Here is a 26186-nt window from a genome sequence, read left to right on the forward strand (position 1 = left end):
CGCCCCCGGCTCACTCCAGCCCGTACACCCGGCGCGCGTTCCCCGCCGCGATCAGCCCCGCGACCCGCTGTGCGTCCGCCAGCGACCACGCCCCCTCGGCGACCCAGTTGCCCAGCACCCGGGCCAGCGCCTCGCGGAACAGCCGCGCGCCGACCACGTGCAGTTCGGGCAGGCCCTGGGCACCGCTGGAGAAGAGGATCTTGCCGAAGGGGGCGAGTTCGAGGATCTCCGCCAGAACCGTCGCCGCACGGGCGCCCGTACGCACCAGAGCGGCGCCCGAGTCGGCGTACACATGCGGGAAGACCCCGGCGAGATGGGCGGCGTGACGGTGGTACGGATAGCCGTGCAGCAGGATCAGGTCGGTGCCGAGCCCGGCGGTGGCGCGGACGAAGTCCGTGAGCAGAACCGGGTCCGTACGGTCGATCCGCAGCCCCGGCTCACCGAGCCCGGCGTGCAGCTGGAGCGGCAGCCCCGAGGCGACCGCGATCCACAGCAGGTGTCGTAGCAGCACCGGATCGGACAGCTCGCCGCCCACCCGGCGGCCCGCCAGCCAGCGGCCGGCCGCGCCCCGCACCTCCCCCGGCCCCGGTGGCTCGGGCGCCAGTGCCAGTCCGTGCCGTACCCCCGCCACCGAGGTGAAGGCGACCGCACCGACCGCCGCCCCGTGCACCGACTCGGCGAGGTTGGCGAGGAAGGACTCGACCGTGCCGGAGGTGTCGGCGACCTGTTCGGCGAGGAGTTCGAGCCGCACGATCTCGCGGGCCTCGGCGGCCGACGCCGCCGCCATCTCGCCGGGGCCGGTCAGATCGCCGGGCAGACCCGTGTCGACGAGGTACGTCGTGATGCCGCTGCCCCGCAGCAGCCTGCGGCCCGCCTCCAGTACGCCGAGTTCACGACGCCGGGCGAGATAGCGGGCGGGTGGGCAGTGCGGTTCCAGACCGAGGAGCGGGGGGCACAGCCGCCGTAGGGCGAAACCGGTCTGGGTGTCGAAGAGGGTCGTACCGGGGGCGGGCGGCCCCTCGGTACGGGCCAACTGGGCCTCGAAGGTACCGAGGCCCAGCTCGGTTCTCAGTACGCCGTGGCAGTACTGGTCCACGAGGGACGGCGTTTCGATCATCCGGGCTCCCGTGGCTGGACCGTGTCCTTGCTACGGGGCCTAACGGGTGAACGGGGTGTCAGGTGTTGCTGTCACGCACCCGGTGTGAAAGCCGTGTGCGTCAGCCGTTCTTCGGGCCGCCCACCTGGATGCCCGCCATACGGGTCCACTCGTACGGACCCGTGCGCACCTTCGCGGCGAACTCGCCGTCGAAGTCCTCGTGGACGGTGATGCCGGCCTTCTCGACCGCCTTCTGGGCGATCTCGACGGTCGGGGCCACCAGGTTGCCCCACTCGCCGTCCTCGCCGACGAGGGCGATCCGGGCGCCGCGGTCGCCCAGGTAGGCCACCTGGCCCTCGGCGCCGCCGTGTGCCTTGGAGAAGGCGCCGATCTGCTTGGCCAGCTTGGCCGCCGTGCGGTCGGCCTTCGCGTCAACCTGCTGCGTGTCTGCCATGGCCAGGATGCTACCGACGGGTAGATCAAACGGCGACGGGCGGGGTGCGTGACCCTTGCCTCAGCGCGACTAGCGCAGGAAGGGGTCGACCGCGACGGCGAGGAACAGGATCGACACGTACGTGATCGACCAGTGGAACAGGCGCATCTCCTTGAGCTTCCCGCCTGTCACCTCGGCCTTGGCCCGGTTCTGCAGTCCGTGCGCCTCCCACAGCCAGAAGCCGCCGGCCAGCAGCGCCACCAGCGTGTAGAACCAGCCCGTGTATCCGAGCGGGGTCAGCAGCAGCGAGACGGCGACCATGACCCAGCTGTAGATGACGATCTGCCTGGCGACCACCTTGTTGGAGGCGACCACCGGCAGCATGGGCACGCCCACGCGCGCGTAGTCCTCTTTCACCTTCATGGACAGCGGCCAGTAGTGCGGCGGCGTCCAGAAGAACATGACGAGGAAGAGGATGACCGGCGCCCACGACAGGGAGTTCGTGACGGACGACCAGCCGATCAGCACCGGGAGACAGCCGGCGATGCCGCCCCACACGATGTTCTGCGACGTACGCCGCTTGAGGATCATCGTGTAGACGACGACGTAGAAGAGGAGCGCCCCGAGCGACAGCCAGGCGGACAGCCAGTTGACGGCCAGGCCGAACAGCAGCGTGGAGACGATCGCGAGGGTGATGCCGAAGGCGAGGCACTCGCGCGGCGACACCATGCCGGTGACCAGCGGTCTCTGCGAGGTGCGGTCCATGAGCGCGTCGATGTCGCGGTCGATGTACATGTTCAGCGCGTTGGCGCCGCCCGCGGAGAGGTAGCCGCCGAGGCAGGTGAGGAGCACCAGCGTCAGGTCGGGCACACCCTGCTCGGCGAGGAACATCACCGGGACCGTGGTGATCAGCAGCAGTTCGATGATCCGAGGCTTGGTCAGCGCCACGAATGCCTTGACACGGGCCCCGAACGGCCGGTGACTCGAGCTCTTGCTCTCCCCCAGCACCCCGGCTGGACGGGATTCGACGGCCGTCACGCACACCCCTACAGAGACATCCCAGCAAACCCCTCCCGTGTGAAGTCCCGGTAAAGGCTCGCGCGTACCACGCCACTGTAGACGTTGCCCATACCCCGACATTCGCGGGGGTGGGGTCGTGTTGGGCAGCACCCCCGGAAGAGCTGATCAGCACCCCCGGACGAGCCGATCGACACTCGGTTGAGCACTCGAACGAGCGCGTCCGTATTCAGTTGCCGAATGGCGAATCGGCCCAGTCAGGAGGCGGATCGTCGTGACTCCCGGCAGTCTGGAATGACGCGAAAAAACGCACGTACTTACGGGGGTAGGCTCGACAACGGCCGGGGCGCCCCGTGCACCGGCATTCGACATGCGTGACATGTGGAGAGGAGCCCTGACCCAGGGTGAGCACCAAGCCGACCACCACAGACCTCGAGTGGACCGAGTTGGACCAGCGGGCCGTCGACACCGCCCGCGTCCTGGCCGCCGACGCCGTACAGAAGGTCGGCAACGGCCATCCCGGTACGGCGATGAGCCTGGCTCCCGCCGCCTACACCCTCTTCCAGAAGGTGATGCGGCACGACCCCGCCGACCCGGAGTGGGTCGGGCGTGACCGCTTCGTGCTGTCCGCGGGCCACTCGTCCCTGACCCTCTACACCCAGCTCTACCTGGTCGGCTTCGGCCTGGAGCTGGACGACCTGAAGTCGTTCAGGACGTGGGGCTCGAAGACCCCCGGTCACCCGGAGTACGGCCACACCAAGGGCGTCGAGACGACGACCGGCCCGCTGGGCCAGGGTGTCGCCAACGCGGTGGGCATGGCGATGGCGGCCCGCTACGAGCGCGGTCTGTTCGACCCTGAGGCCGCCGAGGGCGAGTCCCCGTTCGACCACTTCGTGTACGCCATCGCCGGTGACGGCTGTCTCCAGGAGGGCATCTCCGCCGAGGCGTCCTCGCTGGCCGGTCACCAGAAGCTCGGCAACCTCGTGCTGCTGTGGGACGACAACCACATCTCGATCGAGGGCGACACCGAGACGGCCGTCTCCGAGGACACCGCCAAGCGCTACGAGGCATACGGCTGGCATGTGCAGCGCGTCGCCCCGAAGCCGGACGGCGACCTCGACCCGCACGCCCTCTACAACGCCATCGAGGCCGCGAAGCAGGTGACGGACAAGCCGTCCTTCATCGCGATGCGCTCGATCATCGCCTGGCCCGCCCCGAACGCGCAGAACACCGAGGCCGCCCACGGCTCGGCGCTCGGCGACGACGAGGTCGCGGCGACCAAGCGGGTGCTGGGCTTCGACCCGGAGCAGAGCTTCGAGGTCTCGGACGAGGTCATCAACCACACCCGGGGTGCCCTGGACCGTGGCCGCCAGGCCAAGGCCGAGTGGGAGAAGCAGCTCCAGGAGTGGCGCAACAACAACGCCGAGCGCGCCGCCGAGTTCGACCGCATCGTCGCCGGTGAGCTGCCCAAGGGCTGGGAGGACAAGCTCCCGGTCTTCGAGCCCGGCAAGGGTGTCGCCACGCGTGCCGCCTCCGGCAAGGTGCTCCAGGCTCTCGGCGCGGTGATCCCCGAGCTGTGGGGCGGCTCCGCCGACCTGGCCGGCTCGAACAACACCACGATCGACAAGGACAGTTCCTTCCTGCCGGCGGACAACCCGCTGCCGGAGGCGAACCCGTACGGCCGCACGATCCACTTCGGCATCCGCGAGCACTCCATGGCCGCGGAGATGAACGGCATCGCGCTGCACGGCAACACCCGTATCTACGGCGGTACGTTCCTCGTCTTCTCCGACTACATGCGCAACGCGGTGCGGCTGTCGGCGCTGATGCACCTGCCGGTGACGTACGTGTGGACGCACGACTCCATCGGTCTCGGCGAGGACGGCCCCACCCACCAGCCGGTCGAGCACCTGGCCTCGCTGCGCGCCATCCCGGGCCTGAACGTGGTCCGCCCGGCCGACGCCAACGAGACCGCGATCGCCTGGCGCGAGATCCTCAAGCGCTACACGAAGGTCTTCGGCAAGGGCGCCCCGCACGGTCTGGCGCTGACCCGGCAGGGCGTGCCGACGTACGAGTCCAACGAGGACGCGGTCAAGGGCGGCTACGTCCTCTTCGAGGCGTCGAACGACGCCCCCGAGGTCGTGCTCATCGCCACCGGTTCCGAGGTGCACGTCGCCGTCGAGGCGCGCGAGCGGCTGGAGGCCGACGGTGTGCCGACGCGGGTCGTGTCCATGCCGTGCGTGGAGTGGTTCGAGGAGCAGGACCAGGGGTACCGGGACAGCGTCCTGCCGCCGTCGGTGAAGGCGCGTGTCGCGGTGGAGGCCGGCATCGGTCTCACCTGGCACAAGTACGTCGGGGACGCCGGCCGCATCGTTTCCCTGGAGCACTTCGGTGCTTCGGCCGACGGCAAGGTCCTCTTCCAGGAGTTCGGCTTCACTGCGGAGAACGTGGCCGCGAAGGCGCGGGAATCCCTCGCCGCTGCCCAGCGCTGACGCTCATATACGACACGTAGGAGATGTAATTCCATGACAGACGCACTCAAGCGCCTCTCCGAAGAAGGCGTCGCGATCTGGCTGGACGACCTGTCGCGCAAGCGGATCACGTCCGGCAACCTCGCCGAACTGATCGACCAGCAGCACGTCGTGGGCGTCACGACCAACCCGTCGATCTTCCAGAAGGCGATCAGCAGCGGTGACGGTTACGAGCAGCAGCTCGCCGACCTCGCCGCCCGCAAGGTCACCGTCGAAGAGGCGATCCGCATGATCACCACGGCGGACGTCCGCGACGCCGCCGACATCCTGCGCCCGGTCTTCGACGCCACCGGCGGCCAGGACGGCCGTGTGTCGATCGAGGTCGACCCGCGCCTGGCCCACAACACCAAGGCGACCATCGCCGAGGCCAAGCAGCTGGCCTGGCTGGTCGACCGCCCCAACACCCTCATCAAGATCCCGGCCACCAAGGCGGGCCTGCCGGCCATCACCGAGGTGATCGGCAACGGCATCAGCGTCAACGTCACGCTGATCTTCTCGCTGGAGCGCTACCGCGAGGTCATGGACGCGTACCTCGCGGGTCTGGAGAAGGCCAAGGCCAAGGGCCTGGACCTCTCCCTGATCCACTCCGTGGCGTCCTTCTTCGTGTCCCGCGTGGACACCGAGATCGACAAGCGGATCGACGCGCTCGGCACCGAGGCGGCCAAGGCCGCCCGCGGCAAGGCGGGCGTCGCCAACGCGCGTCTGGCCTACGAGGCGTACGAAGAGGTCTTCTCCTCTTCCCGCTGGCAGGAGCTGGACAAGGCGCAGGCCAACAAGCAGCGCCCGCTGTGGGCCTCGACCGGCGTGAAGGACCCGGCCTACAAGCCGACCCTCTACGTCGACGAGCTGGTGGCGCCGAACACGGTGAACACCATGCCGGAAGCCACTCTCCAGGCCACCGAGGCGAGCGGCGAGATCCGCGGCAACGCCGTCGCCGGCACCTACGAGCAGTCCCGTGCCGAGATCGACGCGGTCGAGAAGCTCGGGATCTCCTACAACGAGGTCGTGCAGCTGCTGGAGGACGAGGGCGTCGAGAAGTTCGAGGCGTCCTGGAACGACCTGCTCAAGTCGACCGAGGCAGAGCTGGAGCGCCTCGCCCCCTCGGAGGGCTGAAACCTTGTCGAGCAGCAACCCGCTGCGTGACCCCGCCGACCGACGGCTCCCGCGTATCGCGGGGCCGTCGGGGCTCGTCATCTTCGGCGTCACGGGCGATTTGTCCCGGAAGAAGCTCATGCCCGCCGTGTACGACCTCGCGAACCGGGGTCTGCTGCCGCCGGGCTTCTCGCTGGTCGGTTTCGCCCGGCGCGAGTGGCAGCACGAGGACTTCGCGCAGGAGGTCCACGACGCCGTCAAGGAGCACGCCCGCACGCCGTTCCGCGAGGAGGTCTGGCAGCAGCTCATCCAGGGGATGCGCTTCGTCCAGGGCACCTTCGACGACGACGACGCGTTCGAGCGGCTGCGCGGCACCATCGAGGAGCTCGACAAGGCACAGGGCACGGGCGGCAACTTCGCCTTCTACCTCTCGGTGCCGCCGCGCTCCTTCCCCGTGGTCATCCAGCAGCTGAAGAAGCACGGGCTCACCGACCAGTCCGCCGGCTCCTGGCGCCGTGCGGTCATCGAGAAGCCCTTCGGTCACGACCTGAAGTCGGCCGAGGACCTCAACAAGGTCGTCCACGAGGTCTTCGCCCCAGACCAGGTCTTCCGGATCGACCACTACCTCGGCAAGGAGACCGTCCAGAACATCCTGGCGCTCCGCTTCGCCAACCAGATGTTCGAGCCGATCTGGAACCGGTCCTTCGTGGACCACGTGCAGATCACGATGGCCGAGGACATCGGCGTCGGCGGCCGCGCCGGCTACTACGACGGCATCGGCGCCGCCCGTGACGTCATCCAGAACCACCTCCTCCAGCTCATGGCCCTCACCGCCATGGAAGAGCCGTCCTCCTTCGACGCGGACGCGCTGGCCGCCGAGAAGACCAAGGTGCTCGGCGCGGTGAAGCTGCCGAAGGACCTGGGCCGGGACACCGTCCGCGGACAGTACGCGGAGGGCTGGCAGGGCGGTGAGCAGGCGGTCGGGTACCTCCAGGAGGAGGGCATCGACCCCAAGTCCAAGACGGACACGTACGCCGCCATCAAGCTGGAGGTCGACAACCGCCGCTGGGCGGGCGTCCCCTTCTACCTGAGGACCGGCAAGCGCCTGGGCCGCCGTGTCACCGAGATCGCGGTGGTGTTCCAGCGGGCGCCGCACTCCCCCTTCGACTCGACGGCCACCGAGGAGCTGGGCTCCAACGCGATCGTCATCCGCGTCCAGCCCGACGAGGGCATCACGGTCCGCTTCGGTTCGAAGGTCCCCGGCACCTCCATGGAGATCCGGGACGTGTCGATGGACTTCGCCTACGGCGAGTCCTTCACGGAGTCCTCGCCCGAGGCGTACGAGCGACTGATCCTCGACGTGCTGCTCGGTGACTCGAACCTCTTCCCGCGCACCGAGGAGGTCGAGCTGTCCTGGAAGATCCTCGACCCGATCGAGGAGTACTGGGACCAGCACGGCAAGCCGGCCCAGTACCCGTCCGGCACCTGGGGGCCGGTCGAGGCGGACGAAATGCTCGCACGAGAGGGACGGAGCTGGCGCCGGCCATGAAGATAGACCTCACGGACACCACGGCCAGCAAGATCAACAAGGCACTGGTCAAGGGCCGCCGGGCCATCGGCACGCCGGCCGTCGGCATGGTGCTCACGCTGGTCATCGTCACGGACGAGGAGAACGCCTACGACGCCCTGAAGGCCGCCAACGACGCGTCGCGCGAGCATCCCTCGCGCACGCTCGTGGTCATCAAGCGCGTCTCCCGCACTCCCCGCGACCGCACCCAGTCCCGCCTCGACGCCGAGGTGCGGGTGGGCGCGGACGCGGGCACCGGCGAGACGGTGGTCCTGCGGCTGTACGGCGATGTCGTGAACCACGCCCAGTCGGTCGTCCTGCCGCTGCTGCTGCCCGACGCCCCCGTGGTCGTCTGGTGGCCGGTGGAGGCACCGATCGACCCGGCGAACGACCCGCTGGGCGCCCTCGCCCAGCGCCGGGTCACCGACACCTACGCCTCCGAGCAGCCGGTACGGGACCTCGGCGCCCGCGCCGACACCTACACGCCGGGCGACACCGATCTGTCCTGGACCCGCATCACGCCCTGGCGCTCGATGCTGGCAGCAGCCCTGGACCAGGTCACCGTGGACGTCAACGCCGTCGAGGTGGAGGGCGAGGAGTTCAACCCGAGCTGCGAACTCCTGGCCATGTGGCTCGCGGACCGGCTGGACGTCCCGGTGAAGCGTTCGCTGTCGGGCGGCCCCGGCCTCACCGCGGTCCGCATGGACACCAGCCACGGTCCGATCACCCTGGACCGCGCGGACGGCTCGCTGGCGACGCTGTCCATCGAGGGCCAGCCGGACCGTGCGGTGGCGCTCAAGCGGCGGGAGACGGCCGAGCTGATCGCGGAGGAACTGCGGCGGCTCGACCCGGACGACACGTACGCCTCGGCGCTGCGGTTCGGGGTGGAGCGGCTTAACCCTTCGGCACAGGGCGTGGCGGCTCCGGCGGCCTCGGCTCCGGTCGCTTCGGCCGAGGAACCGGTCGCGGTTCCTGTGGAGGAGGCGGCGAAGGCTCCCGCGAAGAAGGCGGTGGCCAAGCCCGGCCCGGTGAAGAAAGCGACGGTCAAGTGAGCACTCCGCAGCTGGTCGTGCACCGCGACAAGGAGCTGATGGCGCAGGCCGCCGCGGCCCGTCTGATCACGAAGATCGTGGACGCGCAGGCCTCCCGGGGTTACGCGTCCGTGGTCCTCACCGGCGGCCGCAACGGCAACGGCCTGCTGGCCGCGCTGTCGGCGGCTCCCGCGCGGGACGCGATCGACTGGGGCCGGCTCGACCTGTGGTGGGGTGACGAGCGGTTCCTGCCCGAGGACGACCCGGACCGCAATGTCACGCAGGCCCGCGAGGCCCTGCTGGACTCGGTGCCGCTCGACCCGAAGCGGGTGCACGTCATGCCCGCCTCGGACGGCCCGTACGGCAAGGACGTGGAGGCTGCGGCGGCCGCCTACGCCGAGGAGCTCGCCCGTGCGGCGGGCCCGGAGAACCACGGCTCGGTGCCGACCTTCGACGTCCTGATGCTGGGCGTCGGCCCGGACACGCATGTCGCGTCGCTGTTCCCGGAGCTCCCGGCGGTCCGCGAGACCGAGCGCACGGTGGTCGGCGTCCACGGCGCGCCGAAGCCCCCGCCGACGCGCGTGACGCTGACGCTGCCCGCCATCCGCGCCGCCCGCGAGGTCTGGCTCCTCGCGGCCGGTGAGGACAAGGCCCAGGCGGCGGCGATCGCCCTCTCGGGCGCGGGCGAGATCCAGGCTCCGGCGGCCGGTGCGTACGGTCGCCAGCGCACACTCTGGCTCCTGGACGCGGCGGCAGCCTCACAACTGCCGCGCTCGCTGTATCCGCCGGCGTCACCCTGAGCGCACTGCCGGAAGGCCCCAGGTCGATGATCTGGGGCCTTCTTGTGTTCACGGGACGCTGCCGCGGTGGAGGCGGGCCCGTCAGTGTCCGTAGGGGTTGCCCTGGTTGTAGGGGTTCCCGGCCGGCGGCCCGTAGGGGTTGCCGTGGTGGTACGGCTGCCCTGTGCCCGGCCCGTACGGGTTGCCCGGGTGGTACGCCTGTCCCGGGCCCGGCCCGTACGGGTTGCCCTGCGGCGGCACGTACGGCGGCATCGGCGGGGGCGGTGGGGTGAGGTGCGGCTGGGTGGCCGGGTGGGCCGCCAGCCGGATGCCGTAGCGCTGCGCAAGTCGCCGCATCTCCAGCAGCGCGATCCCCGTGACCGTCAGTGGTGCGCCCAGGATGAACAGGACGCCCATCCCGAGGCTGAGCCCGTGCAGGTCGCCCGTGAGGAGGTCGGGGAGTGCCATCAGCCAGGACGTGACCGTGGCGAGCAGCGGCGGCAGACAGCGGTGCACACCCGCGGTGCCGAAGAAGTTCGCACCCACGTGCCAGGCCCCGCGGGCCACGAAACCGATCAGCCAGAGCACGACCGGGCCGAGGACCAGGATGAAGAACCCCGCGCCGCCCGCGGTCTGCAACAGCACGACCGTGAGCACGATCGTCGCCACGAAGAGCAGCAGCAGCTTCAGTGAGTTGAACAGCGGGGGCTTCAGCCCGCTCACCGAGCCGCGCCGTCGCCACACGAAGAGCATGACGCCGACCGTCAGCGGTGTGATGAAGAGCAGGACGACTGAGGCCGTCAGCATGTTCTCCAGCATCTCGTCGAAGGCGAAGCCGCCCTCGACGAGGGTGTACACACCGATCGCCGCGACCGTCCCGGCGACGAGACGGATCTTCTTCAGCTGTTCCACCGCCGGGTCGATGGACTCCGGTATCCACGCCGGATGAAACACCGCGCGTGCCGCGTACTTCGGTTTCCAGAGCGACCCCGCCGTCAGCGCGCCGCCCGTCCAACTTCCTTGCGAACCAGCCACCTTGCACTCCCCCGAGCCATGGCTTTCATGATCGTCGGGGATTCTACGGGAAGCGGACGGCTCGGCGCCGCCCGCTTTCCGCGATCTGCGGTCACGAACGGCCGCGCAGCTCCCGGTACTTGGCCACCAGAGCCTTGGTCGACTCGTCGAGACCCGGAACGTCCGTGCCCTCGGTCAGTGCGGGCTCCACGCGCCTGGCGAGGACCTTGCCGAGCTCCACTCCCCACTGGTCGAAGGAGTCGATGTTCCAGACGGCTCCCTGGACGAACACCTTGTGCTCGTACAGCGCCACGAGCTGCCCGAGCACCGACGGCGTCAGCTCGCGCGCGAGGATCGTCGTGGTCGGGTGGTTGCCCTGGAACGTCTTGTGCGCCACCAGCTCCTCGGCCACCCCCTCGGCCCGTACCTCGTCCGGTGTCTTGCCGAACGCGAGGGCCTGCGTCTGCGCGAAGAAGTTCGCCATCAACAGGTCGTGCTGGGCCTTGAGCCGGTCGCCGAGCTCGGCGACGGGCTCGGCGAAGCCGATGAAGTCCGCCGGGATCAGCTTCGTGCCCTGGTGGATCAACTGGTAGTACGCGTGCTGCCCGTTCGTCCCCGGAGTCCCCCACACCACGGGCCCCGTCTGCCACTCCACCGGAGCACCGTCCCGGCCCACGTACTTGCCGTTGGACTCCATGTCCAGCTGCTGGAGGTACGCCGTGAACCTGGACAGGTAGTGGCTGTAGGGCAGCACCGCGTGCGACTGGGCGTCATGGAAGTTGCCGTACCAGATCCCCAACAGGCCAAGGAGCAGCGGCACGTTGGACTCGGCGGGCGCGGTCCTGAAGTGCTCGTCGACGAGCCGGAACCCGTCGAGCATCTCCCGGAAGCGGTCCGGGCCGATGGCGATCATCAGGGACAGCCCGATCGCCGAGTCGTACGAGTACCGTCCGCCGACCCAGTCCCAGAACTCGAACATGTTGGCCGTGTCGATACCGAAGTCGCCGACCTTCTCGGCGTTCGTCGACAGCGCCACGAAGTGCTTGGCGACGGCGGCCTCGTCACCGAGCGCGTCCAGCAGCCACTGGCGTGCCGAGGTCGCGTTGGTGATCGTCTCGATGGTGGTGAAGGTCTTGGAGGCGATGATGAACAGTGTCTCGGCCGGGTCCAGGTCGCGGGTCGCCTCGTGCAGGTCGGCGCCGTCCACGTTGGACACGAAGCGGACCGTGAGATCACGGTCGGTGAAGCTGCGCAGCACCTCGTACGCCATCGCCGGGCCGAGGTCGGAGCCGCCGATGCCGACGTTGACGACGTTCTTGATGCGCCTGCCGGTGTGTCCCTTCCACTCCCCCGAGCGGACGCGCTCGGCGAAGCCGGCCATCTTGTCGAGGACCGCGTGCACGCCCGGGACGACGTTCTCCCCGTCGACCTCGACCACCGTGTCCCGGGCGGCCCGCAGCGCGGTGTGCAGGACGGCCCGGTCCTCGGTGGTGTTGATCTTCTCGCCGCGGAACATGGCGTCCCGGAGGCCGAAGACATCGGTGGCGGCGGCCAGCTCGCGCAGCAGCCGCAGCGTCTCCTCGGTGACGAGGTGCTTGGAGTAGTCGACGTGCAGGTCCCCGACCTGGAGCGTGTACCCGGCGCCGCGGCCCGGGTCGGCGGCGAACAGCTCGCGCAGCCCCACCTCGCCGAGCCCCTCGCGGTGCTTGGCCAGAGCGGTCCACTCGGGTGTCTGGTTGAGCCTCGTACGGCCGTCTGCGTTCATGTCCGACTTCAGCCTTCTTTCGTGCCTGTCCCAGCTGGTCCAACCTAATTGATCAGCGCGTGACATGAACTGTCGCGGCGCCGTCCTGCGGTGCAACAACAGGTACGTCCGGCTTGAGCGCAGGTGTCAACGAGGCGACGGAGAGAACGAAGAAGCCGGCCGCGAGCAACGCCGGGGTGTTGAGCCCCCAGACCGTGGCGACGACACCGCCGAGGAGCGCGCCCAGGGGTGCCCCCGCGACCGCCAGGGTCCGGAAGGCCGAGCTGACCCGGCCCAGCATCTCGGCGGGGCTGCGCTGCTGCATGAGGGTCGTGGTGTTGACGTTCCACACCATGCCCATCAGCCCGAAGACGGCCATCGCGGCGATCATCGCGGCCAGGCTCCGCACCGTCCCCATCACGACGAGCGCGCCGATCTGCACGGTCCCGGCGAGCAGTACCGCCCGCACCCGCCCTATGCGGGAGACCAGCCGGCGGTTGAGGGCTCCCCCGGCCAGGGAGCCGACGGTGTAGCCGGTCGTCGCCGCCGCGAACCCGGCATGCCCCGCGCCGATCCAGTCGGTCACCAGAAGCACCATGGTGGCGATGAGAGCGCCCACGCCGACATTGCACAGGGCCGTCGCCGCGCACAGGCCGCGCAGGGCCCGGTCCCCGGCCAGGGTGCGCAGCCCCTCCGCGATCTCCCGGCGCAGGGTGCTGCCCGCCGGTCTCGGCTTCCGCGCGGGCCCACCGGTCCGCAGGGAGGCCACCAGCGCCGCCGCCACCAGGAAGGTCGCCGCGTCGGCCACGAAGGGCATGGGGGCGCCGACCACCAGCAGCAGGGGCACGACGGGGGCGCCGAGCAGACCGCCGGCGATCTTCTGCCCGGTCATCAGACGGGCGTTCGCACTGCCGAGTGCCTCGTCGTCCACCAGAGCGGGCAGCAGCGCGGTGGAGGCGTTGTCGAAGAGTGTCTGCAGGGTGGTCAGGGCGAAGGCCAGCGCGATCAGCAGACCGATGGAGGCCTGTCCGAGCGCCACGGCCACCGCGAAACAGGCGACCAGCAGCCCTCGTAGCGCATCCACCGTCCACATCGCGCGCCGCTGATCCACCCGGTCGGCGACCGCTCCGCCGAGCAGCCCGAAGACGATCCAGGGCAGATAGCCGCAGGCGGTGACCGCCGCTATGGCCAGGGGCTCGTCGGTCAGGGTGGCGGCCAGCAGGGGCAGCGCCGCCGTACGCAGCGCGTCACCGAAACTGGAGAGCACGGCGGCACTCCACAGCCGCCCGAACCCTCCACGCCACGCGGGCACCCGCACACCCGCAGCCTCGACCGTCACCACAGCTTCCCCCTCACGATTGGCCCGCCTTGCGGCGATGCACAAACCGTAGAGGTCACCACTGACAGCGCGGTGGGCCTGTGGATAACGTGAGAACAGCTCCGGCCAGGCACCTCTCGGTGCCCGGCCGGCTGTCAATTCCTAGATCTCGCCCCGCAGTTTGGCGAGCGCCTCGGCGAGGATCGCCTCGCCGTCCGCGTCGCTGCGCCGCTCCCGTACGTACGCGAGGTGCGTCTTGTACGGTTCGGTGCGCGGCGGGTCCGGCGGGTTGTCCCGGTCCTGTCCGGCGGGGAAGCCGCAGCGCGGGCAGTCCCAGGTTTCGGGAACCTGCGCGTCGCTGGCGAAGCTGGGCTGCGTCTCGTGCCCGTTGGAGCACCAGAAGGAGATGCGCAGCCGGGGCGCGGACTCGCCACGCTCGGCCTCGCCCATCGGCCCCGCCCCGACCCGGCTTCCTCGGATCGCGTTGCCACTTGCCACGGTCGTAACTCCCTGCGTGATGGTGCCGCGAAGCGAGTCGGCGTTTTCGCTTCGTTGCGAGCGCCTCAGTCTACGTAAGGCCCAACGCGCGTCCAGTGATTGGAGTTACAGCCCTCACACCTAGACGCAAGCCCCATGATAGGCCGCGCTCAGGGGCGCGTACCGAACATGGGGCCTTACGTACGGATTGTGCGTGCCGGTCAGTTGTTCACCTTCATCAGAAGGCCGAGCACGATGATGCACGCGAACCACAGCAGACCGACCACGATCGTGATCCGGTCGAGGTTGCGCTCGGCGACCGAGGAGCCGCCGACGGAGGACTGCATACCGCCACCGAACATGTCGGAGAGACCGCCGCCCTTGCCCTTGTGCATCAGCACCAGCAGCATCATCAGGCCGCTGAAGACGATCAGGGCGATCGAGAACCCCATAACCACGGCTGGACCAACTTCCTCGGATCTGGATGGACGACAGGGGCACAGCCACTGGGCTGTGCCCCCGCAAGGGTACGACGTTCCGCGCTTAGCGCATACTCACTGGTCGCGGAAGCGCACGATCTTGACGAACTCGTCGGCATCGAGCGCCGCACCGCCCACGAGCGCACCGTCGATGTCGGCCTGCGCCATGATCTCGGCGACGTTGCCGGACTTCACGGAGCCGCCGTACTGGATGCGGACCTGGTCGGCCAGCTCCTGGGTGTAGAGCTCGGCGACCTTGCCGCGGATGGCGGCGCAGACCTCCTGGGCGTCCTCGGCGCCGCAGACCTTGCCGGTGCCGATGGCCCACACGGGCTCGTAGGCGATCACGACGGACTCGGCCTGCTCGGCGGGGAGGTCCTTCAGACCGCCCTCGACCTGGGCGAGGGTGTGGGAGACGTGGTTGCCCGCCTCGCGGACGTCCAGCTCCTCGCCGACGCACAGGATCGGGGTCAGGCCGTGCTTGTAGGCGGCCTTGACCTTGGCGTTGACGATCTCGTCGGTCTCGGCGTGGTACTGGCGGCGCTCGGAGTGGCCGATCGCCACGTACGTGCACTTCAGCTTGGCGAGCATGGCGCCGGAGATCTCGCCGGTGTAGGCGCCGGAGTCCTGCGCGGAGATGTCCTGGGCGCCGTACTTGATCTTGAGCTTGTCGCCGTCGACCAGGGTCTGCACGGAGCGCAGATCGGTGAAGGGCGGCAGGACGGCGACCTCGACGGCCTCGTAGTCCTTGTCGGCCAGGGCGAAAGCGAGCTTCTGGACGTGCGCGATGGCCTCGAGGTGGTTGAGGTTCATCTTCCAGTTACCCGCCATGATCGGCGTGCGAGTGGTCATGCGGGGTCAGTCCTCCAGTGCGGCGAGGCCGGGGAGCGTCTTGCCCTCGAGGTATTCGAGGGAGGCGCCGCCGCCGGTCGAGATGTGGCCGAACGCGTTCTCGTCGAAGCCCAGGATGCGGACGGCCGCGGCGGAGTCGCCACCGCCGACGACCGTGAAGGCCTGGGAGTCGAGGAGGGCCTGGGCGACCGCCTTGGTGCCCTCGGCGAATTCGGGGTGCTCGAAGACGCCCATCGGGCCGTTCCAGAAGACGGTGGCGGCGTCGGTGATCTTCGAGGCGTACAGCTTGTTGGACTCCGGACCGATGTCCAGGCCCATCCGGTCGGCCGGGATGGCGTCCGCGGCGACGGTGGTGGCGCCCGCCGGGGCCTTGGTCTTCAGGTCCGGGAACCCGGGAGCGACCACCGCGTCGACAGGCAGCACCAGCTCGACGCCGGTCTTCTCCGCGCGCTCGATGTACTCGAGGACGGCCGGGATCTGGTCCTCCTGGAGGAGCGACGCGCCGACCTCGTAGCCCTTGGCCTTGAGGAAGGTGTACGCCATGCCGCCGCCGATGAGGATGCGGTCGGCCTTGCCGAGCAGCTGGTCGATGACGGCGAGCTTGTCGGAGACCTTGGCACCGCCCAGGGCGACCACGTAGGGGCGCTGCACCTCGTCCGTGAGCTTCTTCAGGACACCGACCTCGGTGGCGATGAGGTGGCCGGCGTAGTGCGGCAGGCGGGCCGGAAGGTCGAAGACCGAGGCGTGCTTGCGGTGCACCGCGCCGAAACCGTCGCCCACGTACACGTCGGCGAGGGCGGCGAGCTGGTCGGCGAAGGCGCCGCGCTCGGCGTCGTCCTTGGACGTCTCGCCGGCGTTGAAGCGCAGGTTCTCCACGACCGCGACCCGGCCGTCGGCGAGGCCGGCGACGGTGGACGTGGCGGACTCGCCGACGGTGTCGGTCGCGAAGGCCACGTCGGCGCCGAGGAGTTCACCGAGGCGCGCGGCGGCGGGAGCGAGGGAGAAGGCCGGGTCCGGGGCGCCCTTGGGGCGGCCCAGGTGGGAGGCGACGACCACGCGGGCGCCCGCCTCGGCCAGCGCCTTGACGGTGGGCAGCACGGCGCGGATACGGCCGTCGTCGGTGATCGTGGTGCCGTCCAGCGGCACGTTCAGGTCGGCGCGGACGAAGACCCGCTTGCCTGCGACGCCTTCGGCGAGAAGTTCGTCGATCGTCTTCATTGAGAGGGCTCCCGAGGGGACTGGTGGTGCTCGTGATCCTAAGAGGGCTGGTCTGTACGTGAGTCAGGGCCCGAGCGGCGCGTCGTTGCGCCGCCCGAGCCCTGCTGTCACATCAACGTGCCTGCTCTGTCGGTCAGAGCTGGTTGCCGACGAAGACCGTGAGGTCGACGAGTCGGTTGGAGTAGCCCCACTCGTTGTCGTACCAGCCGAGGATCTTCACCGACTTGCCCTCCTGGACCATGGTCAGGGAGGAGTCGAAGGTGCAGGAGGCCGGGTCGCTCACGATGTCCGAGGACACGATCGGGTCCTCGGTGTAGACGAGGATGCCCTTGAGGTCGCCGTCGTCGGCGGCCTTCTTGAACGCGGCGTTGACCTCGTCCTTGGTGACCTCGCGCTGGAGCTCCACGACCAGGTCGGTGGCCGAGCCGGTCGGGACCGGGACGCGCATCGCAATGCCGTCGAGCTTGCCCTTGAGCTGCGGGAGGACCAGGGCGGTGGCCTTGGCGGCACCCGTCGTGGTCGGGATGATGTTCTCGGCGGCGGCGCGGGCGCGGCGCAGGTCCGAGTGCGGGAAGTCCAGGATGCGCTGGTCGTTGGTGTACGCGTGGACCGTCGTCATCAGGCCCTTGACGATGCCGAAGTTCTCGTCCAGAACCTTGGCCATCGGCGCCACACAGTTGGTGGTGCAGGAGGCGTTGGAGATGACGTGGTGGTTGGCCGCGTCGTACTTCTCCTGGTTGACGCCCATCACGATGGTGATGTCCTCGTCCTTGGCCGGAGCCGAGATGAGGACCTTCTTGGCACCACCGGCGATGTGCTTCTCGGCATCGGCCTTCTTGGTGAAGATGCCGGTCGACTCGATGACGATGTCGACACCGAGCTCGCCCCACGGGATGTCGGCGGGGTTGCGCTCGGAGAGCACCTTGATGGTGTGGCCGTCGACGGTGATGGTGTCGGCGGTGTGCGTCACCTCGGCCTTGAGGCGGCCCAGGATGGTGTCGTACTTCAGCAGGTGGGCGGTGGTCGCAGTGTCACCCAGGTCGTTGACAGCCACGATCTCGATGTCAGCACCCTGCTCCAGCAGTGCGCGGAAGTAGTTGCGACCGATACGACCGAAGCCGTTGATGCCTACGCGGATCGTCACGAACCGATCTCCTCGTTGGTACGCCGGCTATGCAGTGCCGGCGAGCTCTGTTTGGGATGTCCCCGACCGCCTACGACCCTACCTCCCTGAGGCTCTCCCGGTGACATCGAGATGCCGCATACACGGGCAGGCGGTCCGTACCCGCCAGTAGGGGTACGGACCGCCCGGGTCGAAAGGCCGTGTCGCTCGAATTGGTTACGGAGGGTCAGTCACCGTTGACCGGTGCGTTCACCCTCCGAGAGCCGCGAGCGCCTTGCGGAGCAAGGTCGTGCGGTCGGCCGCCGCGGTGACGTGCTCCAGGCCGAAGCCCAGCAGCACGGTGTCGTCCGTGGTGACCGCGCCGTACGTCTTGAACAGCTCTCCGGAGAGCCCCCAGTCCTTGACGACCGCCGGGCTGCCCGCGGGCGGTCCGGGGACGCTCCAGGCACCGAGCGAGGTCTCGAAGCCCTCGGTCTCGACGGCGTTGCCGCCGATCACCACGGACGCGTTGTCGGCGAGGACGCCGCGGCCGCCGGATCCGGGGTCGGTGATGTAGCTGAGGGAGACCTCGACCCTCTTGCCCGCGTACGCGGAGAGGTCGAAGGAGACCTCCTGCCAGCCGGCCGACGCCCCGGTGAAGCTGTTCCACTGGCCGCTGGTCCCGGAGGCCGTGCAGCCGCCGTCGCCGAGGGTCAGATACCGCTTGAGTGCGGGATGGGCCGCGATGAAGTACCCGGCGTCGCACTCCGCGGGCACGGCGGTGGTGGTCCTGCCGTTCTTCTCCGGGAGCGTGGTCCAGTCGTCGGCCCCGGCCGTGTGGGCCTCGAGGACCGCGTGGTCGTAGCCCTCCTCGGTGCTCCACAGCAGCCGGGTGCTGAGTGTGGGTGCCTGGGCGGCGGTCACCGAGGTGAGGTCGATGGTGCGGGTGAGGCGGTTCCACGCGTAGTCGCTGTGCGTGACGGCCGCCATGGAGGCGCCTTCGTAGGGGCCGTACGGGTTGACCGTGCCGGGGTAGGTGCCGCCGCCCGCGCTCGCGAACTGCGGGAACGTGGCGACCGGCAGGGTGTCCGAGGTGACGCTGAACGACCCGGCCGTGTCGAGCGGGTTGCCCGGGGCCGCGCCGAGCGCTCCGCCGGCGCCGGAGAGTTTGCCGACGCCCTGGAAGGCGGTGGTTCCCGGCAGGGACGTACGGGTGTAGGCGCCCAGGTAGTACTGGCTGAAGTCGTTCGACAGGGTGCCGCCGCCGAGGTCGACGTTGCCGCCGGCCCGCTCACCCGCCTCGATCAGCTTGCCGCCCTCGTTGAGGAAGGCCCGCAGCCGGAGCTGGGTGGCGTTGCCCGGGACGCTCGCGCCCGTGTAGTGGACGACCGTCTTGAAGTGGTCCAGGACGCCGAGCGCGTCGGGCGCGCCCTGGGTGGCGACGTCCCAGACGATCGCCTTGCGGCCGTTGGCCTTCAGGGCGTCGACGTAGGTCTGCGCCTGTGTGGCGGCCGCGCCCTCCTCGGCGACCACGAGCACGTCCGCGCGTGGCCGCGCGGCCACGGTGTACGTGAAGTGCTCGCTGGAGGTGCGCTTTCCGCTGCGCGTCTCGCCGGTGAACCACACCTCGACCTTGTCGCCCGGGTCGCCGTCGGCGACCTTGGCGCGGTACTCGTCGAAGTAGAGGTTGTCCTCACCGCCGAACGTCTCGCCGCCCTTCCATGCCTTGAGCGCCATGTCCTCGACACGGCCGCCGTTGACGCGGTACTTGAGCTCCTTGTCGCGCACGGACTTGCGTGCGACGACGGAGACTTCCTGGTCCGCGCCGCGCGAGTACGACGTGGTGAACGTCTTCGGGGTGAAGTCTGCGGCCTTCAGGCCGAGCGAGGACTTCGGCTGGTCGGGTTGGCCCGCGGACTCGGCGACGGAGAGCGCGAACGGGATGTTCTTCTCGAACTCCTGCTGGATCAGCTTCTCGTCGTCCGGGAAGTTGAAGACCGACTGGCAGTCGGCCGCGTTCCACTGGTCGTCGGGGTAGAGGTCCGACACGGTCTGGCAGGTCGACATCTCGGGGGTGTACATCGCCAGGCCGTTGACGTTCGACGCGTGGCCGTCCGCCTCGCCGTTGGTGGTGTACAGCTCCGAGGAGACCTGGGGCCGGTAGCCGGGGATCGCGGAGTTGTCCGGGGTGCCGGCGAGCGACTTGTAGAGGACGTCGTCCGGCGTGTCGGTGGCCACCTGCCAGCCGACGCCGTAGAGGAGGAGTTCGGCGGCGGAGTGGTAGTTGATGCCGTACGTGAAGCCGATCCGCTTCTGGAAGGCGTCGATGGCCTTCGTCTCGGGCTCGGAGCCCGGGCTCGTGCCGCGGTAGGTCTCGCTGGTGGGGGTGGGTGACGAACCCTCGTTGTCGTAGCCCCACTTGTAGGAGAAGTTGCGGTTGAGGTCGACGCCGTCGCCGATGGCGATGGTGCCGTCGGCGTTGTTGTCGCGCAGGTTCTTGCGCCACAGGCGGGAGTCGTCGCCCTTGAAGGTGTGGTCGTAGCCGTCGGGGTTGGCCGAGATGACGAACCACAGCTCGGTCGAGTCGACGATCTTCTTGATGCGCTTGTCGGACTTGTAGTTGTCGACGTAGTGGTGGAGCAGCCGTCTGGTCATCTCCGGCGTGATCCACTCGCGCGCGTGCTGGTTGGACATGTACAGCACGGAGGGCTTGGCGCCGTCCTTGGTCTTCTTCGCGTTCTTGGTGAGCTTGAGCGCGAGGATGTCCTGGCCGTTGACCGTCTTGCCGATGGAGACGACCTTGGTGAGGCCGGGGTTCTCCTGGCCGGTGCGGAGGATCTCCTCCTTGATGTTCCCGGCCCCGCTGTACGGGCGGAACACACCGTCGGCGGCCGCCTCGACGCGCTTCTCGGCCTTGGCGGAGAGGGTGTGCTCGGTGAGGTCGACGCCCTGCTTCTCGAGCTTGTCCGCCTGTTGGTCACTCAGGTAGACCTCGACGGTCGCGGTGCCCTTGGCGGGTACCTGCTCGCTCAGTTCGTGACCGTCCTGCCCGGCCGCCAGCAGCAGGGGTACCTGCTGGCTGGTGACCTCGGCCCGGAAGACCTTGATCTCGTCGGGATCGGGAGAACCTGCGCTCTCCGCGGCCTGGGCGATGGGTGCGATGCCCGCACCACCCAGAAGGAGTGCGCCAACAGCGAGGATCGGTCTCGCTCTTCGTCTCATGTGCCCCCCTTGCGTGTGTCCGCCACAGCAGCGAACAGATGCCAGGCTCATGACAGTTCATGATCCAGTCAAGGGGGCCTCAAGGACGGACAAACGCCGGTGCCGACACTCCAATGGAGTATCGGCACCGGCGTGGTGACGGTGAGTCAGCCTGCGAAGTTGTCGGCCATCTCCTCGGTGATGCTGGACTCCGTGCCCGGGATACCGAGGTCCTGGGCCCGCTTGTCGGCCATCGCCAGCAGTCGGCGGATCCGGCCGGCGACGGCGTCCTTGGTCAGCGGCGGGTCGGCGAGCGCGCCCAGCTCCTCCAGGGAGGCCTGCTTGTGGTCCATACGCAGACGCCCGGCGGCGGCGAGATGCTCGGGCACCTCGTCGGCGAGGATTTCCAGGGCCCGCTGGACGCGGGCACCGGCGGCGACGGCCGCGCGCGCGGAGCGGCGGAGGTTGGCGTCGTCGAAGTTGGCGAGACGGTTCGCCGTGGCCCGCACCTCGCGGCGCATCCGGCGCTCCTCCCAGGCCAGCACCGACTCATGGGCGCCGAGCCGGGTGAGCAGCGCGCCGATCGCGTCGCCGTCACGGACGACCACCCGGTCCACCCCGCGCACCTCACGGGCCTTCGCTGCGATGGAGAGCCGGCGGGCGGCGCCGACCAGGGCGAGCGCGGCCTCCGGACCCGGGCAGGTCACCTCCAGCGAGGAGGAACGGCCGGGCTCGGTCAGCGAGCCGTGCGCCAGGAAGGCCCCGCGCCAGGCGGCCTCGGCGTCGCAGGTGGCCCCGGAGACGACCTGCGGGGGCAGACCGCGGATCGGGCGCCCCCGGCCGTCGACCAGGCCGGTCTGCCGGGCCAGCTGGTCACCACCGGCGACCACACGCACCACGTAACGCGAACCGCGGCGCAGTCCGCCCGGAGCCATCACGATCAGCTCGGAGCTGTGGCCGAAGATCTCCAGGATGTCCCGCTTGAGCCGACGGGCCGCCATCGCGGTGTCCAGCTCCGCCTCGATCACGATGCGCCCGCTCACCAGGTGGAGGCCGCCGGCGAACCGCAGAATGGCGGAGACCTCCGCCTTTCTGCAGCAGGTCCGGGTGACGGGAAGCCGGGAGATCTCATCCTTCACCGCTGCCGTCATCGCCATGGGCCGATCCTTCCATGCATCCGAAAAATACGGTCGTACGCGGCGGCCAACAGCTCCGGGTCGTGCCTCGGGGTCCCATCGGGCCGGGCCACCGGCGCCAGCTCGACCGCGGCGCCGAACCGCTTGGCGGCATCGGTCAGGGAATCGCGGTCGGGCACGGCGGCCTGGTCGGCCAGCACCACGTCCAGGGCGAGTTTAGGGGCGTGTCGTCCCAAAACCTCCAAATGACGCTGCGGGGAGAAGCCATCGGTTTCTCCGGGCTGCGGGGCAAGGTTCAGCGAGAGCACCCGGCGTGCCTTCGTCTGGGTGAGGGCGTCCAGGAGTTCGGGCACCAGCAGATGCGGGATGACCGAGGAGAACCAGGAGCCGGGGCCGAGCACCACCCAGTCCGCGTCGAGGACGGCGGCGACGGCCTCGGGGACGGCGGGCGGGTCGTGCGGTACGACGTGCACGGACTGCACCTCGCCGGGGGTCAGGGCGACGGTCGCCTGTCCCCGGACGGTGTCCACGTCCTCGGGCCGCTCCGGGTCATGCCCCTTGACCAGGGCCTGGAGCTCCAGGGGTACGGCGGACATGGGCAGCACGCGGCCGTGCGCACCCAGCAGCCTGCCGACCAGGTCGAGAGCCTGGACGGGGTCGCCGAGCTGCTCCCACAGGGCGACGATCAGCACATTGCCGACCGCGTGGTCGTGCAGGTCGCCCTTGGACTGGAAGCGGTGCTGGATGACTCGGGCCCAGGTCTGGCCCCAGTCGTCGTCGCCGCACAGCGCGGCCAGCGCCTTGCGCAGATCGCCGGGCGGCAGTACGCCCAGCTCGTCGCGGAGCCGCCCGCTGGAGCCGCCGTCGTCGGCCACGGTGACGACGGCGGTGAGGTCACCGGTGATCCGGCGCAGTGCGGCGAGCGAGGCGGACAGGCCCATGCCGCCGCCGAGGGCGACGACCTTGGGCTGGGCGCCTCGGCGGCGCGGCTTGGCGCCGCGGGCCTCCACGGGCCGGGTCGCGCGTCCCTCGGGCACGACCCGGCGCAGCCTGCTCAGCCGCGGAGAACGTCCTGTCATTCCCGTCCCATGTCCCGGTGTACGACCACCGTCTCCACGCCCTGGGAGGCGAGGCGGGCGGCGAGCTTCTCGGAGGTGGCGACGGAGCGGTGCTTGCCGCCGGTGCAGCCGACCGCGATCGTCACGTACCGCTTGCCCTCACGGCGGTAGCCGGCGGCGATGAGCTGGAGCAGCTCGGAATAGCGGTCGATGAACTCCTTCGCGCCGGGCTGGTTGAAGACGTACGCCGACACCTCCTCGTTGAGGCCGGTGAAGGGGCGCAGCTCCGGGACCCAGTGCGGGTTGGGCAGGAAGCGCATGTCCACGACCAGGTCGGCGTCGACCGGAAGGCCGTACTTGAAGCCGAAGGACATGACGGTGGCCCGCAGCTCGGGCTCCTCCTCGCCGGCGAACTGGGCGTCCATCTTGGCGCGCAGCTCGTGGACGTTGAGGCTGGAGGTGTCGATGACCAGGTCGGCGTCGCCGCGCAGCTCGCGCAGCAGCTCGCGCTCGGCGTCGATGCCGTCGACGATGCGGCCGTCGCCCTGGAGGGGGTGCGGGCGGCGCACCGACTCGAAGCGGCGGACCAGGGCCTCGTCGGAGGACTCCAGGAAGACGATCCGCCGGGTGACGTGCTTGGCCTCGAGGTCGGCGAGGGACTCGCGCAGGTTGTCGAAGAAGCGGCGGCCGCGGACGTCGACGACGACCGCGATCCGGGCGACGTTGCCCTGGGAGCGGGCGCCGAGCTCCACCATGGTGGGGATCAGCGCGGGCGGCAGGTTGTCGACGACGAACCAGCCGAGGTCCTCCAGACACTTGGCGGCGGTCGACCGGCCGGCTCCGGACATGCCGGAGATGATCACCAGCTCGGGGATGGCCGCCTCGGGAAGTCCGGCGGGCTCGCCGGTCGTGCCCGTACTCACTTGTGCTCCGTCTCCGTCTTGGCTCTGTTGGCCTTCGTTCTCGTTCACATTCATGTCTCCTGCCCCCGTCGTTCGTCCGGGGTGCCCGCCGTCACGGGCTCCCCACCGGAACCCATGGTGTCGGGTTCCTCTTCCATGATCTCTCCAGTAGCTGTGTTCACCGCAGGCGCGGCCGGTGCCGCCTGAGCGAGGGCCACGGCGATGGTCTCTGCCGTTTTGCGCCCTATGCCGGGAACCTCGCAGATCTGGTCGATGGTGGCAGATCGAAGTTTCCTCAACGAGCCGAAATGTTTGAGAAGCGCCTGCTTGCGTGTCTCACCGAGGCCCGGGACGTCGTCCAGGGGGCTCGACCGGAACCGCTTGGCCCGCTTGGCGCGCTGGTAGGTGATCGCGAAGCGGTGGGCCTCGTCGCGGACGCGCTGGAGCAGATAGAGGCCCTCGCTGGTGCGGGGCAGGACCACCGGGTCGTCCTCGTCGGGCAGCCAGACCTCCTCCAGGCGCTTGGCGAGGCCGCAGACGGCGATGTCGTCGATGCCGAGCTCGTCCAGGGCCTTCTTGGCCGCGGCGACCTGGGGCTGTCCGCCGTCGACGACGAGGAGCTGGGGCGGGTAGGCGAACTTCTTGGGGCGGCCGTCGTCGTCCTTGAGACCGTTGACGGGCTCACCGGCGAGCCCGTCCTCGTGGCCGTCCTCCACCCACTCGCCGGTCTTCTCCTTCTCGGCGAGGTAGCGCCGGAAGCGGCGGGTGATCACCTCGTGCATCGAGCGGACGTCGTCCTGGCCCTCGAAGCCCTTGATCTGGAAGCGGCGGTACTCGCTCTTGCGCTGCAGACCGTCCTCGAAGACGACCATGGAGGCCACGACGTCGTCGCCCTGGAGGTGCGAGATGTCGAAGCACTCGATCCGCAGGGGCGCGCTGTCCAGGTCGAGGGCCTCGGAGATCTCCTCCAGGGCGCGCGAGCGCGTGGTCAGGTCGGAGGCGCGCTTGGTCTTGTGCAGCGCGAGGGTCTGCAGGGCGTTGCGCTGCACGGTCTCCATCAGCGCCTTCTTGTCACCGCGTTGCGGGATGCGCAGCGAGACGTTCGAACCGCGGCGCCCGGTGAGCCACTCCTGGACCGGCCCGACGGGGTCGGGCAGGGCCGGGACGAGGACCTCCTTGGGGACGGAGTCCCCGGTCTCCTCGCCGTAGAGCTGCTGGAGGGCGTGCTCGACGAGGGCGCCGGTGGTGATCTCCTCGACCTTGTCGGTGACCCAGCCGCGCTGGCCGCGCACGCGTCCGCCGCGGACGTGGAAGATCTGCACGGCCGCTTCGAGTTCGTCCTCGGCGACCGCGATGAGGTCGGCGTCGGTCGCGTCGGCGAGCACGACGGCGCTCTTCTCCATGGCCTTCTTCAGGGCCTCGATGTCGTCGCGCAGGCGGGCCGCCCGCTCGTACTCCATCTCCTCGGCCGCCTCCGTCATCTGTTTCTCCAGGCGGCGCAGGTACGTCCCGGTCCGGCCTGCCATGAAGTCGCTGAAATCCTCGGCGAGTTCGCGGTGTTCGTCGGCGGAGACGCGGCCGACACAGGGCGCGGAGCACTTGCCGATGTAGCCGAGGAGGCAGGGGCGGCCGGTGCGGGCGGCGTTCTTGAAGACGCCGGCGGAGCAGGTGCGGACGGGGAAGACGCGCAGCAGGAGGTCGACGGTGTCGCGGATCGCCCACGCGTGCCCGTAGGGCCCGAAGTACCTGACGCCCTTCTTCTTGTGACCGCGCATCACCTGCACGCGCGGGAACTCCTCGTTCATCGTCACCGCGAGGTACGGGTAGCTCTTGTCGTCGCGGTACTTGACGTTGAACCGGGGGTCGTACTCCTTGATCCAGGAGTACTCCAGCTGCAGGGCCTCGACCTCCGTGGACACCACCGTCCACTCCACGGACGCGGCCGTGGTCACCATCGTGCGGGTGCGGGGGTGCAGGCTCGCCAGGTCCTGGAAGTAGTTCGCCAGGCGCTGGCGCAGGCTCTTCGCCTTTCCGACGTAGATCACCCGGCGGTGCTCGTCGCGGAATCTGTAGACCCCGGGAGAGTCCGGGATCTGTCCCGGCCTGGGGCGGTAGCTGGAGGGGTCGGCCATGTCTCCC

At 69.5% G+C, this 26186-nt stretch carries 21 protein-coding genes; 5 read left to right on the top strand and 16 right to left on the bottom strand.

Going from position 1 to position 26186, the window contains the following annotated elements:
• Positions 1 to 10 precede the first annotated feature (10 nt).
• From ACWD3I_RS18225 to ACWD3I_RS18235, 3 genes are all read right to left on the bottom strand, one after another.
• Complete coding sequence (locus ACWD3I_RS18225; protein WP_266894009.1) at positions 11 to 1117, bottom strand: amidohydrolase family protein; 1107 nt, start codon at positions 1115 to 1117, stop codon at positions 11 to 13.
• A gap of 100 nt (positions 1118 to 1217) precedes the next feature.
• On the bottom strand, positions 1218 to 1550 hold the full coding sequence (locus ACWD3I_RS18230) for a hypothetical protein (RefSeq protein ID WP_365405250.1): 333 nt from the start codon (positions 1548 to 1550) through the stop codon (positions 1218 to 1220).
• Positions 1551 to 1619: 69 nt separating this feature from the next.
• The gene (locus ACWD3I_RS18235; RefSeq protein WP_266894005.1) at positions 1620 to 2573 is read right to left on the bottom strand and encodes a heme o synthase; all 954 of its coding nucleotides are present in this window, start codon (positions 2571 to 2573) and stop codon (positions 1620 to 1622) included.
• Positions 2574 to 2950: 377 nt separating this feature from the next.
• Between ACWD3I_RS18235 and tkt the strand changes: the two genes are divergently transcribed.
• From tkt to pgl, 5 genes are read left to right on the top strand one after another with little or no spacing between them, the layout of a single operon-like run.
• Positions 2951 to 5038 (top strand): transketolase, encoded by a 2088-nt coding sequence (gene tkt / locus ACWD3I_RS18240; protein ID WP_365405253.1) that lies wholly within the window; start codon positions 2951 to 2953, stop codon positions 5036 to 5038.
• Positions 5039 to 5071: 33 nt separating this feature from the next.
• Positions 5072 to 6190 carry a transaldolase gene (gene tal, locus ACWD3I_RS18245; RefSeq protein ID WP_365405256.1) on the top strand — a complete coding sequence of 373 codons (1119 nt, stop codon included), beginning with the start codon at positions 5072 to 5074 and terminating at the stop codon, positions 6188 to 6190.
• Between the two features lie 4 nt (positions 6191 to 6194).
• Positions 6195 to 7718, top strand: a complete 1524-nt coding sequence (gene zwf / locus ACWD3I_RS18250; RefSeq protein WP_365405259.1) for a glucose-6-phosphate dehydrogenase — start codon at positions 6195 to 6197, stop codon at positions 7716 to 7718.
• Positions 7715 to 8788, top strand: coding sequence for a glucose-6-phosphate dehydrogenase assembly protein OpcA (gene opcA / locus ACWD3I_RS18255; protein WP_365405262.1), 1074 nt, complete (start codon positions 7715 to 7717; stop codon positions 8786 to 8788). Before zwf ends, opcA begins: the two co-directional genes overlap by 4 nt.
• Entirely contained in the window at positions 8785 to 9567 is a 783-nt protein-coding gene (gene pgl / locus ACWD3I_RS18260; protein ID WP_365405265.1) for a 6-phosphogluconolactonase, read from the top strand. The genes opcA and pgl overlap by 4 nt, the downstream gene beginning before the upstream one ends.
• Before the next feature lie 81 nt (positions 9568 to 9648).
• Here pgl and ACWD3I_RS18265 read toward each other — a convergent pair whose 3' ends face one another.
• From ACWD3I_RS18265 to uvrC, 13 genes are all read right to left on the bottom strand, one after another.
• Positions 9649 to 10581 (bottom strand): hypothetical protein, encoded by a 933-nt coding sequence (locus tag ACWD3I_RS18265; protein WP_365405267.1) that lies wholly within the window; start codon positions 10579 to 10581, stop codon positions 9649 to 9651.
• Between the two features lie 91 nt (positions 10582 to 10672).
• Positions 10673 to 12325 carry a glucose-6-phosphate isomerase gene (pgi, locus tag ACWD3I_RS18270; RefSeq protein WP_365405270.1) on the bottom strand — a complete coding sequence of 551 codons (1653 nt, stop codon included), beginning with the start codon at positions 12323 to 12325 and terminating at the stop codon, positions 10673 to 10675.
• A gap of 52 nt (positions 12326 to 12377) precedes the next feature.
• A complete protein-coding gene (locus tag ACWD3I_RS18275) occupies positions 12378 to 13646 on the bottom strand; it encodes an MFS transporter (protein WP_365405273.1) in 1269 nt (422 codons plus the stop codon).
• A 138-nt stretch (positions 13647 to 13784) separates the two neighbouring features.
• A complete protein-coding gene (locus tag ACWD3I_RS18280) occupies positions 13785 to 14120 on the bottom strand; it encodes an RNA polymerase-binding protein RbpA (RefSeq protein ID WP_003976875.1) in 336 nt (111 codons plus the stop codon).
• A gap of 200 nt (positions 14121 to 14320) precedes the next feature.
• Positions 14321 to 14551, bottom strand: a complete 231-nt coding sequence (gene secG / locus ACWD3I_RS18285; RefSeq protein WP_046261782.1) for a preprotein translocase subunit SecG — start codon at positions 14549 to 14551, stop codon at positions 14321 to 14323.
• A 102-nt stretch (positions 14552 to 14653) separates the two neighbouring features.
• The gene (gene tpiA / locus ACWD3I_RS18290) at positions 14654 to 15430 is read right to left on the bottom strand and encodes a triose-phosphate isomerase (protein ID WP_365405276.1); all 777 of its coding nucleotides are present in this window, start codon (positions 15428 to 15430) and stop codon (positions 14654 to 14656) included.
• Positions 15431 to 15436: 6 nt separating this feature from the next.
• Complete coding sequence (locus ACWD3I_RS18295) at positions 15437 to 16648, bottom strand: phosphoglycerate kinase (RefSeq protein WP_365405278.1); 1212 nt, start codon at positions 16646 to 16648, stop codon at positions 15437 to 15439.
• A 133-nt stretch (positions 16649 to 16781) separates the two neighbouring features.
• On the bottom strand, positions 16782 to 17792 hold the full coding sequence (gene gap, locus ACWD3I_RS18300) for a type I glyceraldehyde-3-phosphate dehydrogenase (protein WP_365405280.1): 1011 nt from the start codon (positions 17790 to 17792) through the stop codon (positions 16782 to 16784).
• Between the two features lie 228 nt (positions 17793 to 18020).
• Entirely contained in the window at positions 18021 to 20972 is a 2952-nt protein-coding gene (locus ACWD3I_RS18305; RefSeq protein WP_365405282.1) for a M14 family metallopeptidase, read from the bottom strand.
• A gap of 146 nt (positions 20973 to 21118) precedes the next feature.
• Positions 21119 to 22108 carry a DNA-binding protein WhiA gene (gene whiA, locus ACWD3I_RS18310; RefSeq protein WP_365405285.1) on the bottom strand — a complete coding sequence of 330 codons (990 nt, stop codon included), beginning with the start codon at positions 22106 to 22108 and terminating at the stop codon, positions 21119 to 21121.
• Positions 22099 to 23166 carry a gluconeogenesis factor YvcK family protein gene (locus ACWD3I_RS18315; protein WP_266828694.1) on the bottom strand — a complete coding sequence of 356 codons (1068 nt, stop codon included), beginning with the start codon at positions 23164 to 23166 and terminating at the stop codon, positions 22099 to 22101. Before ACWD3I_RS18315 ends, whiA begins: the two co-directional genes overlap by 10 nt.
• The gene (gene rapZ / locus ACWD3I_RS18320; RefSeq protein ID WP_266893976.1) at positions 23163 to 24122 is read right to left on the bottom strand and encodes an RNase adapter RapZ; all 960 of its coding nucleotides are present in this window, start codon (positions 24120 to 24122) and stop codon (positions 23163 to 23165) included. Before rapZ ends, ACWD3I_RS18315 begins: the two co-directional genes overlap by 4 nt.
• Entirely contained in the window at positions 24119 to 26179 is a 2061-nt protein-coding gene (gene uvrC / locus ACWD3I_RS18325) for an excinuclease ABC subunit UvrC (protein WP_365405290.1), read from the bottom strand. The genes rapZ and uvrC overlap by 4 nt, the downstream gene beginning before the upstream one ends.
• Positions 26180 to 26186: the final 7 nt, after the last annotated feature.

The sequence above is a fragment of the Streptomyces sp. NPDC002817 genome, from assembly GCF_053592055.1.

What these genes read in the sequence shown, in the direction of transcription:
- ACWD3I_RS18225 (WP_266894009.1), bottom strand. Translation starts at nt 1,117, where the DNA reads ATGATCGAAACGCCGTCCCTCGTGGACCAGTACTGCCACGGCGTACTG.
- ACWD3I_RS18230 (WP_365405250.1), bottom strand. Translation starts at nt 1,550, where the DNA reads ATGGCAGACACGCAGCAGGTTGACGCGAAGGCCGACCGCACGGCGGCC.
- tal (WP_365405256.1), top strand. Translation starts at nt 5,072, where the DNA reads ATGACAGACGCACTCAAGCGCCTCTCCGAAGAAGGCGTCGCGATCTGG.
- opcA (WP_365405262.1), top strand. Translation starts at nt 7,715, where the DNA reads ATGAAGATAGACCTCACGGACACCACGGCCAGCAAGATCAACAAGGCA.
- pgi (WP_365405270.1), bottom strand. Translation starts at nt 12,325, where the DNA reads ATGAACGCAGACGGCCGTACGAGGCTCAACCAGACACCCGAGTGGACC.
- secG (WP_046261782.1), bottom strand. Translation starts at nt 14,551, where the DNA reads ATGGGGTTCTCGATCGCCCTGATCGTCTTCAGCGGCCTGATGATGCTG.
- tpiA (WP_365405276.1), bottom strand. Translation starts at nt 15,430, where the DNA reads ATGACCACTCGCACGCCGATCATGGCGGGTAACTGGAAGATGAACCTC.
- ACWD3I_RS18295 (WP_365405278.1), bottom strand. Translation starts at nt 16,648, where the DNA reads ATGAAGACGATCGACGAACTTCTCGCCGAAGGCGTCGCAGGCAAGCGG.
- ACWD3I_RS18305 (WP_365405282.1), bottom strand. Translation starts at nt 20,972, where the DNA reads ATGAGACGAAGAGCGAGACCGATCCTCGCTGTTGGCGCACTCCTTCTG.
- whiA (WP_365405285.1), bottom strand. Translation starts at nt 22,108, where the DNA reads ATGGCGATGACGGCAGCGGTGAAGGATGAGATCTCCCGGCTTCCCGTC.
- ACWD3I_RS18315 (WP_266828694.1), bottom strand. Translation starts at nt 23,166, where the DNA reads ATGACAGGACGTTCTCCGCGGCTGAGCAGGCTGCGCCGGGTCGTGCCC.
- rapZ (WP_266893976.1), bottom strand. Translation starts at nt 24,122, where the DNA reads ATGAATGTGAACGAGAACGAAGGCCAACAGAGCCAAGACGGAGACGGA.
- uvrC (WP_365405290.1), bottom strand. Translation starts at nt 26,179, where the DNA reads ATGGCCGACCCCTCCAGCTACCGCCCCAGGCCGGGACAGATCCCGGAC.